At 62.4% G+C, this 13,597-nt stretch carries 13 protein-coding genes; 3 read left to right on the forward strand and 10 right to left on the reverse strand.

The annotated features are described in order from the left end of the window. The first annotated feature begins 11 nt into the window (after nt 1-11). Together X735_RS161375 and X735_RS161370 are read left to right on the forward strand one after the other, a co-directional pair. Complete coding sequence (locus tag X735_RS161375; protein ID WP_023809300.1) at nt 12-1,157, forward strand: PLP-dependent aspartate aminotransferase family protein; 1,146 nt, start codon at nt 12-14, stop codon at nt 1,155-1,157. Nucleotides 1,158-1,703: 546 nt separating this feature from the next. Next, nucleotides 1,704-3,350: an MFS transporter gene (locus X735_RS161370; RefSeq protein ID WP_023809301.1), complete on the forward strand. Its 1,647-nt coding sequence runs from the start codon at nt 1,704-1,706 to the stop codon at nt 3,348-3,350. Nucleotides 3,351-4,085: 735 nt separating this feature from the next. Here the strand turns inward: X735_RS161370 and rlxS are convergent. From rlxS to X735_RS161335, 9 genes are all read right to left on the reverse strand, one after another. Next, complete coding sequence (rlxS, locus tag X735_RS161365) at nt 4,086-6,056, reverse strand: relaxase/mobilization nuclease RlxS (protein WP_023809302.1); 1,971 nt, start codon at nt 6,054-6,056, stop codon at nt 4,086-4,088. Nucleotides 6,057-6,242: 186 nt separating this feature from the next. Beyond that, nucleotides 6,243-6,929 carry a lytic transglycosylase domain-containing protein gene (locus X735_RS161360; protein WP_023766619.1) on the reverse strand — a complete coding sequence of 229 codons (687 nt, stop codon included), beginning with the start codon at nt 6,927-6,929 and terminating at the stop codon, nt 6,243-6,245. Next, the gene (locus X735_RS161355) at nt 6,917-7,465 is read right to left on the reverse strand and encodes a S26 family signal peptidase (protein WP_023809303.1); all 549 of its coding nucleotides are present in this window, start codon (nt 7,463-7,465) and stop codon (nt 6,917-6,919) included. The genes X735_RS161360 and X735_RS161355 overlap by 13 nt, the downstream gene beginning before the upstream one ends. Then, nucleotides 7,462-7,731 carry a helix-turn-helix domain-containing protein gene (locus X735_RS161350; protein ID WP_023735797.1) on the reverse strand — a complete coding sequence of 90 codons (270 nt, stop codon included), beginning with the start codon at nt 7,729-7,731 and terminating at the stop codon, nt 7,462-7,464. The genes X735_RS161355 and X735_RS161350 overlap by 4 nt, the downstream gene beginning before the upstream one ends. A 169-nt stretch (nt 7,732-7,900) precedes the next feature. After that, nucleotides 7,901-8,224: a DUF736 domain-containing protein gene (locus tag X735_RS161345; protein ID WP_023735798.1), complete on the reverse strand. Its 324-nt coding sequence runs from the start codon at nt 8,222-8,224 to the stop codon at nt 7,901-7,903. 655 nt (nt 8,225-8,879) lie between these two features. After that, a complete protein-coding gene (locus X735_RS1000000168575) occupies nt 8,880-9,104 on the reverse strand; it encodes a hypothetical protein (RefSeq protein WP_155923851.1) in 225 nt (74 codons plus the stop codon). Nucleotides 9,105-9,187: 83 nt separating this feature from the next. Continuing rightward, nucleotides 9,188-9,382: a hypothetical protein gene (locus X735_RS1000000168580; RefSeq protein WP_155930546.1), complete on the reverse strand. Its 195-nt coding sequence runs from the start codon at nt 9,380-9,382 to the stop codon at nt 9,188-9,190. Continuing rightward, on the reverse strand, nt 9,379-10,341 hold the full coding sequence (locus tag X735_RS161340) for a zincin-like metallopeptidase domain-containing protein (protein ID WP_023766617.1): 963 nt from the start codon (nt 10,339-10,341) through the stop codon (nt 9,379-9,381). The genes X735_RS1000000168580 and X735_RS161340 overlap by 4 nt, the downstream gene beginning before the upstream one ends. Before the next feature lie 538 nt (nt 10,342-10,879). After that, the gene (locus X735_RS161335; protein ID WP_023735803.1) at nt 10,880-11,113 is read right to left on the reverse strand and encodes a helix-turn-helix transcriptional regulator; all 234 of its coding nucleotides are present in this window, start codon (nt 11,111-11,113) and stop codon (nt 10,880-10,882) included. Nucleotides 11,114-11,217: 104 nt separating this feature from the next. Here X735_RS161335 and X735_RS161330 point away from each other — a divergent pair, with 104 nt between their 5' ends. After that, a complete protein-coding gene (locus X735_RS161330; RefSeq protein WP_081734753.1) occupies nt 11,218-11,499 on the forward strand; it encodes a DUF2285 domain-containing protein in 282 nt (93 codons plus the stop codon). Between the two features lie 94 nt (nt 11,500-11,593). On the opposite strand, the gene X735_RS161325 is transcribed toward X735_RS161330, so the two are convergent. Then, nucleotides 11,594-13,504: a bifunctional diguanylate cyclase/phosphodiesterase gene (locus tag X735_RS161325; protein WP_023809306.1), complete on the reverse strand. Its 1,911-nt coding sequence runs from the start codon at nt 13,502-13,504 to the stop codon at nt 11,594-11,596. Between the last annotated feature and the right edge of the window lie 93 nt (nt 13,505-13,597).

The following is a 13,597-nucleotide window of genomic DNA, read 5'->3' on the forward strand; positions in this document are numbered from 1 at the left end:
GGAAATAACCGATGCGTTTTGAGACGAAGGCGATCCACTGCGGCCGAGGGGTCGACGCGTCCACGGGGGCCGTATCCATGCCGCTGCACACCAGCACGACGTTCGAACGCGGTGTCAACGGGTCATTTCCGTCCGGCTTCGAATACACAAGGGATGGAAATCCTACACGCAATGCGTTCGAGGCGGCCATGGCGACGCTTGAGGGAGGGGAAGACGGCATCGCCTTCGCTTCGGGCATGGCCGCAATCGCTGCAGTTTTCGAGAGCCATCCGTCGGCGGGTCGGATCGTTCTGCCGGATGACATGTATTTCGGCATTCGTTCGCTGATCGAAGAGACCGACATTGGGTCTCGCTTCGACTTTGCCCCAGTCGACATGCGCGATTTGGACGCTTTGCGCGCCGCGGTGACATCGAAGCGGACTGGCCTCGTCTGGATCGAGACGCCGTCAAACCCGATGATCCGCGTTGTCGACATTGCGGCCATCTGCGCAATCGCGCACGAGGCAAACGCCTTGGCGGTGGTGGACAATACGTGGGCCACCCCAGTGCTTCAACTGCCACTCGAAATCGGGGCAGACGCGGTGATGCACTCGGCGACAAAGTACATTGGCGGCCACTCGGATTTGATGGCCGGTGTCGTCATTGTCCCAAACGCGTCACCCCTCGGTCGCCCATTGCGGATGGTCCAGAAACACAAGGGCAGCGTCGCAGCGCCCTTCGACTGTTGGCTGGCGTTGCGGGGCCTGCAGACATTGCCGGTCCGCATGCGCGCCCATTGCGAAGGCGCCCAGAAAGTGGCCGAGGCCCTGGCGTCTCATCCGGGCGTCGAAAAAGTGCTCTTTCCTGGTCTGCAAACTGACCCGGGACACGATCTTGCTACGCGGCAAATGAGCCATTACGGAGCGATGCTATCCTTTATCGTCGAGGGCGGAGCCGATGCTGCAATGGCCGTGGCCGGCCGCCTGAAGATTGTTGTCCGGGCGACAAGCCTTGGCGGGACGCATTCTCTGATAGAGCATCGCGCATCCGTTGAAGGTGCGAAGTCCAAAGCGCCAGGCGGATTGCTGCGAATTTCTGTAGGGCTTGAACATCCTCAGGACATCATCGATGACCTGATGCAGGCCCTAGGCGAAACCTGCAAAGCGGGAGTCCAATGACGGGTGCAAGAACTCTGGCGCACGCTTTATGTGGCGGCTGGCGCAGCCGACGATCGGCAGAACAATGTTTCTGCTGAGTAGAACGCACGTCCTCTGGTGAACCGCTACCGCCGTGTCGCATCGTCTCGGGCGCGTGGTCGCATGGGTGATGAACGTCTTCGGGTTTCTGGACGATGGCCACGCGCCCGACGGAAGCGGAAATACCCAGATTTGCCGTTGACCTCCCGCTGCTCAACCTCGTCGGAGATCGCGGTCAACAGATGGGATGGATGTGCTGGCACTACGGCAATTTGACAAGCCGGCCATCGGGGCGCTAGCACCGTCTAAAGCCAAGAGTCACAGGGCAGAACTGACCGCACCAAGCGGGCTGCGGGACCCATCAGCTAACGGCCAGGTTGGTACCTCAACGCGCATCAGCACCGTGGATGCCACATTGTCCCTGTTGCGAGCGCGTTCTCGGAACTTCGCTGTGACGCAGTCTGTGCAGAGAGCGCACCGCTGCAAGCAAATGAGCGGAAGAACGACACCCAGTGGAGGTGAGAAGTGATGCGGCGTCAAGATCCTCCGCGCTTTGCGGCAAACACACTGATCCCTCTTCACAACCCGGTCTTTCGTTCTATCTGGACAGCCACGCAGATATCCAGCCTTGGCTGGCTGGTGCAGAGCGTGGCTATAAGCTGGCTCATGGCCACGATTTCAGCCTCCGATCTGATGGTTGCGCTCGTACAGGCTGCATCGACGCTGCCCGCGTTCTTCTTGTCGATCCTTGCTGGAGCCATTGCAGACAGCTTCAGCCGCCGTGGCGTGATGCTTGCCGGACACTGCCTGATCGCACTGGCATCCACGGCGCTGGCACTCTCTGTGGGACTGGGCTTTGCTAGTCCATGGCTGATCCTGGGACTGAGTTTCTTGGCCGGATGCGGCTTTGCCTTGAACGATCCAGCCTGGCACGCCTCGGTCGGCGATATCCTGGAAAAGCGCGACATACCCGCTGCAGTGACGCTGATGTCGGTGGGGTACAACGTGGTTCGGAGCATAGGACCGGCGCTGGGCGGTGTAATCTTAGCTTTGCTGGGCCCCCTTACGGCTTTCGCCCTCGCTGCGCTAAGTGACCTGGTCCCGTTGAGCGCTGTTCTGCGCTCACAGTGGCAAGTTCGCTCTTCGCCTCTTCCGCGCGAGCGGATGACTACGGCCATTCATGATGGCATGCGATTCACGGCGATATCCTCAGAGATCAGAGTGGCGATCGTGCGTGCAACCCTGTTCGGGCTATCAAGCATCTCGATCCTTGCTTTGCTCCCCCTCCTGGTTCGCGACCAGCTGGCGGGAGGGCCAATTGTGTACGGCGTGCTATTGGCCGGCTTCGGCACAGGCGCCTTCATCGCCGGCATTGGCAGCAGCTACTTGAGACGCATCACGTCCCAGAACCGATTGATCACGCTCGCATCCGTTGCTTGCGCAACGTGCTGCCTTTTGATGGCCCTCACATCGTCGGTGGCTGTGGCGGCGATCGCGCTTGCAATCGGTGGCGCTGGCTGGGTTGTCACCTGGACCGGAACCGACGTGTGTGTGCAGTTGGCAAGCCCAAGGTGGGTCGTTGGTCGCACTCTGTCCATCTATTACGCCCTGACCTACGGCGGCATGGCAGCGGGTAGCTGGATCTGGGGTGCTGTCGCGCAGTACTATTCGCTGACGTGGGCTTTGGAAGGTGCTGCAGCGGCACTGTTGCTGGTCGCGGCTGTGGGAAAGCTATTGCCGGTGCGGCTATGGGAGGAATCGGATCAAGCGGCCGTCGACTTCAGGCCACCAGAACTGGCCCTCCCTTTGAAGCCCAGGAGCGGTCCGATCGTGATCAAGATGGAGTACTCGATACTCGAGGAGAGTATCGATGAATTTCTGAGCTGCATGCGCGAAAGGCGGCGCGTTCAGAGCCGCGCCGGTGCGCGGGACTGGACCCTCCAGCGCGACCTTCAGAAGTCGACGCTTTGGACCGAGACATTCCGCACGCCGACATGGACGGACTATCTTCGTCTAAACCATCGACTAACGGTGAATGACAGGGACATAGGCGAGCGCCTTGCCGCTCTGCACATGGGTGATTCTCCGCCTCGCATCTCACTTTCAATCGAGCGGTCGACAAGCCCCGCCCCCGGCAGCCAAGTCCAGCCTGTGCCTTTTGTATCGCGCCCGTGAGAAAACCAAGACTTGTCTGGGCTTGGACACGGAACGAGCTACTCCTTAATTTGTTGAGCCTGCCCGGATTGCAAATCGTTCCGGCCGGTTAGGCGAGCATGAGGATTCGCGTGGCAATTATGTCCATCACGGGTCCCATGTTCAGCCCGAGACCCCCCTCTCTGCCGCCAGATCGGCTTGAGCACGGATTCAGGTCGCCTGTCCTTTGCATAGCGGCGGGCAACGAATAGCAAGGGGGCGGAGGGTATCCCCGTCTGCGAAGCGGGCAGAGGAGGAATCCGCAAGGCGGGTTGCTGGGGAGACGGGCCGCGCGCCTCTTTCCGCCTAGTTTTCTCCGTTACAAAGTCCCCCCGGGACGGACTGCCAGTTCACGCCAGGGCCAACAGCATGGTTGCTCGCACGGGCGACCGCCGCGTCTGCCGGTCCTGCGAGTAGAATAAGATCGGGAAGTGCGGCTTCATCCTCAATGCCAGAACTCGCGTCGCCGTACCGCGGCCGCCAGAGCCCCTTGCGCTGTCACGAGTCAGCCCACCTTTCTAGCTGGCAGCCCATCGGGAGCGGCTTCCGTGTCAACGCAGAACATGATGCATATTCCCAGCGCTTTTTGACGGAGCGAACTACAAAATGCAGAACACTGACTCTCCGCCAAATGAATGCTGCGAGCAAGCAGCAGGCGGAGGAACTCCGTCTGGGCTGAGTACCTGTTTCAACGCGGACAAATAAATTGTAGCCAGTTCACGAAACGCCGGGCCCGCTCCTCTGGCGTCCGATCGTCCAGGAAATCCCCTCGGCGCGCACCACGCCAGACACCTCCTTGCCGATATGATGCTCAAGCACCGGCCGCCAAGGCACCAGCGTGAACTCGCGCGATTTCGCGATGACACCGTATTTTCCGCCGGCGAGCTCGACGCAGCGGCGCAGCGTACCGTCTATTCGATTGCCATGCTGCGCTTCAGAATACGAGAGCCCGAGTTCGTCCGAGAGCTGACTGGCAACACGGTTCAGCTCTCGTTGGCGCAGCATTGAAAGCATGTTGGCGCGATAGATGACCCGATCCTGCGCATCATGGGCAAGACCTTGCGCGATCAGCCACTGCTGTCGGCGGGCCTGGACCTGACGTACTTCGCGACCGAAGCCAGAGTCGCGCAAGGATTCAGGGTGGGCTGATACCAGCTCCTGGTCGATCCAGGTGGCGCCGTCGAAGCCTACTTGGCTCTCCAGCGGCATTGATGAGAGCTTGTCGACGACAACAGGCTGGGCCCTCGCTCGCTGACGCTCGTAATCCGCGACGCGGTTGAGATGGTCGGGCGCGACTGTCCATGTGCCGTCCGGCTCGCGCTCGACGCCACCGGTCGCACGGCGGATCGCCTCCAGTCGCCGCACGTGCGTTTCGGCAAAGCGTTCGGTGGCCGAGGGGTCATGCTTGAGATGGATATCGATGCTGTAGCGCCCGTCGTTGACCGTGGCGATGCCGGCAATTGTGCGGTCGACTTTTCTTGGCCCGGTGTCCCTCGGCCTGACCCGCACTATGCAGCCCTCTGGTGTCGGTTGGGTGGCCTCGCCTTTGCCGATATCAAAATAGTGGCTTTTGCCGTCCACGCCGTCGACGACGAGGTAATGGCGGTCAGTGATTTCGTCGGCCAGCCCGCGCCCGACGACACGTCCGACCACGGTTTGAGCCGACCCGTCGCATCGATCGTGGATAAGATGGTCGGCGGCACTGCGGACGAGCCCCTTGCCGGTCAGCTCGCGATGGATGGTCTTGACGATGTCGCCGCGCGCGCCGATGCGGCGTAGCGTGGCTTCGAGCTCATCCTCCAGGCGCCAGCGACCCGCAGGCATCTCCTCGGCGAGGCCCATCCGCTCGAGCTTGCGCAGGCGGCCCTGGTGCAGCGTCTGGCGAAAGGTGTCTCGGCTGGCCAGTGAGACACACCCCTCATCGTCGCGCATGCGCATCAGTTGCCGGTCGATGCTGGTGAAGCGTTCCTTCTCCATCTCCTGGCGCAAGCGCTGCTCGATCTCGCGGTCGGTGCGCGGGCCAAGGTCGAGGCTAACCAGTTCGGCTGCGCGCTCGCGCAAGCCAGAGGAGATGTAGTCCCGCGCTATGACGAGGTTCTCGCCGTGATTGTCCCTGCCGCGCACGATGATGTGGGTGTGGGGATGGCCGGTGTTGAAATGGTCGACGGCCACCCAGTCTAGCCTGGTGCCGAGGTCTTCTTCCATTTGCGCCATGAGGCGCCGGGTGAGCGGCTTCAGGTCATCATACTCGATACCGTCTTCAGGGGCGACGATGAAGCGGAACTGATGACGGTCACCGTTCGCGCGATCGAGAAAGGCCCTGCCGTCCGCGCGGTCATTGTCGGCAGCGTAGAGCTCGCCACGCTCGCCTTCCCGGGTGACGCCGTCGCGCTGGAGGTAGCGGAGGTGCGCACGAGCCCCGTCGGCTCCCTTGCCGGCCAGCTTGACGATGCGTGCCTTGACGACTGCGCGCCGCTGCCGAAACGCCGCGTGGCGGTCGCGCGCTCTAAGAACGGCGGCAGCGGCCCCGCCGCGCCCCACCCGGCTTCCGATGAAGCGGCTGCCGCGTCCGCTCCTGCCGCCTGCTCGGTTGATCGCGGCCTGCACCTGGCCAGCGTAGCGTTTGCCCGCCTTCGAGCCGCGCGAGCCAATTTTGCCGAGCTTCGGCGTGAATTCGTCATCCTGCAAGCGGCCTCCGATGAACCAGCAGCAAAATCAGAAGCTTGCCCGCCAGACCCTCCTGGACCCGGAGGCAACCTCCTGGAAAAACGATGTGCAGACAAACACTTCGCCGCCTCCAGGAGGCGCTGCCTTTATCTTGCCTTCCGCCGACCTGCCTCCCTGCCCCCGCCCGAACCACGGTAGCCGCTGCCCTCACCTGCGATCCGGCCGGCCTGATCTTGCTCGCTCCGATCCGAGCGGCACCAGGAGTTGGCCATTCGGGCCGGTCACGGAAACACCGTTTCGGAGAAAAAACAGCGACTGCCCGGACGGGATTCCCGGCGCGCTTTTGGAACGGGATTTGCCGGTGAGCGCGTCCATATCGGCGGCCGAAATGCCCGCCGCCTTGATCTCTTCCAGATACGAAACCGTCTCGCTAGGCAGCGGTCGCCCGCGCTGCAAATGCTGCTCGTAGCGCTCCGGCCCGGCGTTATAGGCTGCAAACAGGCCTGGAAATCCGAAGCGGTCATACATGGCGCGCAGATAGGCAGTGCCTGCCAGAATGTTGTCGCGAGGGTCGTGCGGGACGGCTCCCAGGCCAAGCTCTGCGCGCAACTCCTCGTAGGTGGCTGGCATCACCTGCATGAGGCCAATGGCGCCGGCGCTCGACGTGACCGGCCGCCCATTGAGCGTCGTCTGCCCCCGGCTTTCGGCATCCATGACGGCATAAATCCAGGTCTGTGGAATGCTGAAACGCCGGCTTGCTTCGGCTACGAAGGGCTGCCATCTTGCAAGCTGCGGACTATGGGAGATGACGACCGGCTTCGTGTTGGTCGCGGCGGAACAGGAGCATGGTGCGAGACACGCCATGCCCAGCATAAGGAGGGTCACTCGGTCCATAGCGGCACGAGCCTCCCGAGGATGTTTTCGGCCGGCACCGGCCCGAAATAGCGGCTGTCGAACGAGCGATCTTTATCGCTGCCGAGCAGGAAAACCTCGTCGGCGGCGAGTTTTCGGCATGCATTCCACCAAGGCAGCGGACGGTGCTGCGTGTCGGTTGCAAGCCGGCGCGCGGCTATCTCGCCGCCGATGATGATGGCGTCGCCGAAGGTGCAGACATGCTCGCCGGGCAGCGCCGCAAGGCGCTTGATCAGCGGCACGTTGCTGGGCAGATAAAAGCGTTCGGCGGCGAGATCGGCGACCGGTCTTGGCGGGTGGACGAGTACGAGATCACCACGAGCGGGCGATCCGGATGCGACGCGATAGAGGCCGACCGGCGCACTCGCCGAGGCGTTCCAGACCAGCCAGGGCGATGGTTTGCCGAAGGCGGCGAAGCCGATCAGGCCAAGGCCGATTGTGGCAACGACGATCGTCTTGCGGGCTCGAATGCGCCGCAGATGGCTGCCGATCAGACGGATGGTGGGACGCCGGCTCATGAGCGGCCTCCCTCACCGGCCGAGCCGGATTCGTGCGCGCCATCCTCGGGCGCGGTCTCCTGCGCGTGCCCCTTCGACCAGTCGTCGAGTTCGTCGATGTGATAGCGGACATAGCGGCCGTGCTTGCGGAATTGTGGGCCACCGCCTTTGAGGCGCATCTTCTCCAGCGTGCGCTGGGACAGCCCGATATAGAAGGCCGCCTGCGCGGTGTTGAGAAACGGACTGCCCTTCTTGGCGCGGGCTGCGCGTTCGTTTTCGTCGTCCATGATGATCCTCGGTTCGTTACGGGCAAGCGAAGCGAGGATCGGCGAGCGAGATCGTTTTGGGGACGGGCGAAGAGTGGGGGGCGAGTTTTCGCCGCCCCTTCGGCGGCCTCACGGGTCCTGAGAGAGGCCCTGCGCCGGTGGGCGGCGCAGGGCTTTGCGGGTCGGCCGGTCAGTCGACCGGGTTCCAGATGATGGCGTAAGTGTCGTCGTCATCCTGGCCGGCGGCGCGGCCCAGATTGGCGTAGAGCTTGCGCGGGCCAAACTCGGGGGCCGCAATCGACAGGCTCACATAGTCCTTGCCGGAGGTCTCGCCGGTGCGGATCCAGGCCGCACCCACTTCGACCCCTTGCGTCAGCACCCGGTAGTCCGGATGGGTGTCGGCGCTCTTTGCCTGATTGGGCACGATGTCGATGTCGGCGCGGACGCTGAGCGTCTTGAGCTGGCCCTTGTAGCCGCCGTTTTCCTGTTTGGTGACGTATCCGATTGCGGTCATTTTCAGTCTCCTCTTGGTGCTCGCAGGGGACCATTCCCCTGCGATGGCGGACCGTGATGGGCGCGTCCGGACCGCCGGAACCGGCACGGCCGCAGCGATAGCGGAGGACCCGAGCGGGGAGTTTTTTTGAAGCGAAGCGGCGCGAGGAAGCCGCCGCAGGCGGCGGGGAAAAAGCTGCCGGCGAGGGTTTCGGGCCGGCCGGATCCGCCCATAGGTCGTCAAGCCAGGCGCAGGGGAATGGTCCCTGAGACACAATGGAGACAGGTTGCGCGATCGGGGGCACAACGAGCAGGCGGCAATATGCGGGGGGCCGGCGGCGCGGGCTCTCTCGGCAATCGGATGTACAATTGGCGCCATGCGCCTGGCGCCTCAGCAAGCAATCCGGGGCGGTGCGGGGCTGCCGAAATGGGGGCGAATTGGCGTTGGAATTTATCGCACGCGGCACTGGCTCGGCAAGACGATCAATCGGAGCCGGCGCGGCCCGGAGCGGCGCGCGCGTCCTCAGCGGCAGTACTCGAGAAAACGCCGCTCGGGCCGTGATCGACTATTCGCGCACGAACAGCGACTGCTTCCTTGCGCACAGATCGGCGAATAGGAAGCCTCGCGGCTGGTGTAGCTTTCGGCCGGGAATTTCACCCAGCGCGGCAGCCAGGTCTCAACCTGAAGCGGCCATTCTCGACGCCAGGGTAGTCTCGGTTTGGGACTCGACCTTCCAGGCGAAATTGCTGTCGGCGACATGCTTGAAGCCGATCTCGGTGAGCATCGAATCGGCGATTTCCTCGTCGCGCAAGCGATCGAAAAGCCATCGTCCGGTTGCCACCATATGCCCACGACGCGCACGAGATTGTCGTCGCAGAGCGCCCACCTTGCGCGCGAACATGCCGGCGGCAGCAAGGGGTCGCGATTGCCGCTGGCCACCACCGGGCAGGCCAATAGCTTGTGCCGCATTTGCCGAATGCGGTGTCAGCCTTGCAGCCGGCAAGGATGGCAGTCACCGTCTCGTTGGCTGCGCGCTGCGACCCGGGGCGCACCTTGGCGATGCAGATCGGCATAGTTCTGCATCGGGGCGGGTGAGTCCCGGGCGCCGTCGGGAATGGGCATCTCCTCGCTATCCGGCGTCGGCTCGGTCGTGGCCAGTTGAGCATCGGGCATCGTCATGCCGCAGTCCCTTCTTGCGCCTCGCCTTCCGCATCGGCCTGAAGGCCAAGCAGGAAATCGGCGGCCTTCGAAGCGAGGCTGGCGGCACGGAAAATGGCGCGGTTGTCCTCGCGCAGCACCTTCAGCCATGAGCCGATGTAATCGGCGTGACGCACGGTCGGCTCGATGCCGAGATTGCTGCAGACGAAGGCGGCAGTGATTTCGGCGACCAATTCTTCACGCGCGTAGGCCTTGGAGCCGAAGGAGCCGGAGAGGTCGCGAGCAAGCCGCGTCGGGTGGCCGGTCCAGTGGCCAAGCTCGTGAAAGCAGGTCCGGTAATAGTCGATCTGCTGATGGAACGCCGGCTGCGGCGGCACCTGAATGTGGTCGCTGCCCGGCATGTAGAAAGCGCGATCGCCGCCGACCCTGAAATCCGCACCACTGGCGCGAATCAGCGTTTCGGCCTGCGGCGCGATCTCGCACTGAGGCAGCGGCTCGGCGGGGGCATGGAGGTGTTCCGGAAGATTGTCGCACTGCGCGACATTAAAGACGGTAAAGCGCTTCAGAAAAGGCACGGCCTGTGGTGCATCGCCCTCGTGGCGTGCGCGCTCCTTCTCGTCCTTGGGGACAAAGCGGTCGGCATGCACGATGGTCGTGCCGCGCTCGCCTTTCCTGACATTGCCGCCCAGGGCAAGCGCCTGCCGGAAGGTCAGCCAATTCTGGCTGGGATAGCTGCGCTCGATGACGGCGCCCCACAGGATGAGGATATTGATGCCGGAATAGCTGCGCCCCGTGGACGCATTCCTCGGCAGGCCGAGGCCTGCTTTTGCGCTGCCCCATGGCTTGACCCATGGCACGGTACCGCGCTCCAGCTCGGCAATGATGCGGTCGGTGATCTCCTGATAGAGGCTGGCGCCCGGGCGCCTGCCCTTGCCTGCGCCAGCCTCTCCGCTGGTGGTACGCTTGCTGTTTGCACGCATGTGTTATCCTCCGCTCACCAATCGCCGCGCCTTTCCCCGGAAGCGGGGTGGGCGGCGAGTCGCGACCGGAAGGGCCCGCCCAGTAGGCGGACCGCATCCGAAGGACCGGAACGAAGAGGAGGACCCTGAGCGGCACGCGAAGGGTTGCGGGCTGCCGCAGCGGGTCTAGAAGGGAGTGCCGCCCCCCCCCGCGCCACCGGGAAAGGCCAACAGACAAACCGCGCCGCCCGCAAGGGCGGCGGCCGTCACAGCCCGAAGGGCTGCCCACGCCAAGGGGCGAAGCCGAATGGCCGAGACCGCCTGAGCTTGCCGAAGAAAAGCGGGCTCGGTTCACGAGCACCTGGTGCGCGTCGTCAGGCGCGCGGGCGCGCGCCAAGTTTTTTCGCACATGGTCAGGCGGCGCAGTTACGTCGAGAACCCAAAGGCACCGCCGCCGTGCGCGCGGCTTCCTCCGAAAACCAGCGCTCGCCTTTCAACAAATTGAGGCATTGTCCTAGACAATATTCCTGTCCGGATCATGATAGATGCGGCGCGCCCGCTAGGACCGGAGGCTGGACAGAATCTCGCACGGATCAGCGTCAATGGCCGCAGTTATGTCGAGAAACTCGATGACGTCGAGACGCCGCTCTGCGCCCTCGTACTTGGCCACGAAGGATTGGGGACGACCAAGCTTGTCAGCCAGCTGCTCCTGGGTCAGGCCTTTGGCCTTGCGCAGCGAAACCAGCTGGGCCAGAAACCGCTGGTGGCGGGGCGATCGAAGGGATTTGGGCATGGAGGCGAACCGGTCGGGTAAAGACCGGATCAGCGACTAATCCCGGTTTCGGATTATCCCATTTTGGGATATGCTGCGTGCGCTCACAGGCGAGGTTCGCAGGCATGAATGGACCAATGGGAACAGATGAGACTCGAAGCTCAACTTTGAGCGATGAAGTCCCCTGGTCGGAGAACCTCACGAGCTACGACAGGGAGCATTTCACGATCTACCTGCGGATCCTGGATGCCTGCGCCGACAATGCCAGCGAAAAGGAGATGGCCGAGCGCATTCTCGGCATCGACCCGTCCATTGACCCGGTCCGCGCCCGCAAAGCTCTTCGCAGCCATATCGACCGTGCGAACTGGATGGTGACGATCGGCTACAAGGAACTGTTCGCCGGCTGATGCACAACGCCCACTGCCACGTGTTTCGAGCAGGCAAGTCTCTGTAGCCAAATTCGGCAGCGCACGGCCGCGACAGCCGGCGCGGCGGGAGCGGTCACAACTGGTTCGCGTGCTGTTTGACTGCCATTTCCAGTGCTTGCATCAAAGGCACAGCCTTGGAGAAGAGGAAGCCCTGAGCGGTTCGGCAGCCAAGCTTGTGCAGGGTTTGCCGATCCGCCTCTGTTTCGACGCCCTCGGCCATGACCTCGATCCCGAGCATGTCACCGAGTTCGATGACCGATTTGACAAGCAGTCGGTCCTCTCGGGACTTGGCCAAGCCGCGAATGAAGCCCTGGTCTATTTTCACCTTGCGTATCCGACGGTCCTTGAGAGATGCCAAGGTAGAAAAGCCGGTGCCGAAGTCATCGAGCGCGATGGAAACACCGGCATGTGAAAGCCGTCCGAGCTTTTCATCCACTCTGTCCGGGTCCACCGGCGATTCTTCGGTAATCTCGATTTCGAACATCGTCGCAGGCAGGCCTCTTGCCGCCAGACCCTCCAGAACCATGTCGTCGATATCGCCGGCTTCCAGTTCGCGAGGGGAAACATTCATCGCCACACGAATGTCACGACAGTCAGCTTTCACCAAGCCGTCGATAAAAGCACAACAGTCGGCGAATACGGTTTGCGTCAGCAGCTGAAGCATTCCGGTTTCGCGTGCGGCCGTGATGATTTCGGGTGGAGAGATGGCACCATGCGTCGGATGGGACCATCTCAGCAAGGCTTCAAAACCGACCACGGTCTCGGTTTCGAGTTTCACGATCGGCTGGAACCAAGGTTGCAATCTTCCCGTCTTTATCGCCGAATGAAGATCCCGTTCGATCGACTGGCGACGTTGCAGTTCCCTGTCGAGTTCGGCATCGAAAAGGCAAAATTCGTTCCTGCCATGGCGCTTGGCCGTATACAGGGCGATATCCGCCCGCAACAACATTTCAGTCAGGCTCGGCGTCTGCGCCAAGTATATCCCTATCGATGCCCCGACCCGAACGGACGCGACTTCGATATAGGGGCGAGCAATTTTGGCTATGATATTGGAGGCGAGATCACTGGCAGAAAGCGAAGCTCTCGTTGAGGGAAAAACCAGCACGAATTCATCGCCGCCGATACGAGCGAGCGTTGAGCCTTCGGGTGCTTCCTGCTCTATGCGGCGGGCGATCATGACAAGCAGTTCATCACCGGTCCTGTGACCGTAGGTGTCGTTGACAGATTTGAAGCCGTCCAGATCAATCAGCATTGCCACGAAGGGGCCATCCGCGGTCTTGAACCGACCGATGGCGTGTTCAAGGCCCCGCCTGTTGAGAAGGGCGGTCAGATGGTCCTCCCTGGAGTTGCGCTCCATTTCCGACGCAAATCGCTCTGCCTCATGTCTCAGGCGGCTTGCTTCGCGGAAGCGCGCCTGCCCAACAAACGAAGCTCGGACCAAGCCGCCCATGAAGAGCAGAACGGTGAAAGCCAGAATGTAGCGTTCAAAATTGCCTTTCGCCAAAAGGCACGCCACCGTGATGAGGAGTGGAGGTGTGATGAAGCTGGTCGCCGCCGCGGCATACGAACTGCCATATGTAACCGCACCAGCTGAAATGCCCGCCAGTATGACCAGATGCATCGGTGCTTGTGGTGTTGTGTATCCAACAGTCAGCACGGCCGGGAAGGACCATGCAAACCCTGCCAGAAGGGCAAGGACGCCAAACATGCGAAGGCGCGGCAAAACGCCAAGCAAATCCTGATGGCGCCCCGTTTCCTTTAGCTGAAAACGGGCGAGTGCAAGCCGGGCGGCATTTAGCGCATTGACGACCAGGAACCAGCTGGCAGCGGCAAAGCCGCCGCCAGAAAGGGCCTGCACCGCGCAAATCAGGCCTGACAGGATCGCGCTTATCGGCATCGACACGAAGAGCCCGGCCCTCAGGTCAGCAAGCTGATCCTGACGGATTTTGGCCTCCAGCGATTCTTCTTCCTTTAGGGGTGCCATGAATGGACCAGCTTGCTTGCGTCGTTGTTCGCGAGGACCAAACCTATGCAAGCCCACTGAAGGACGGGTTAACTACCCAGCGAGGGTAACCAG

This window comes from Mesorhizobium sp. L2C084A000 (genome assembly GCF_000502875.1).
Lineage (GTDB): Bacteria > Pseudomonadota > Alphaproteobacteria > Rhizobiales > Rhizobiaceae > Mesorhizobium.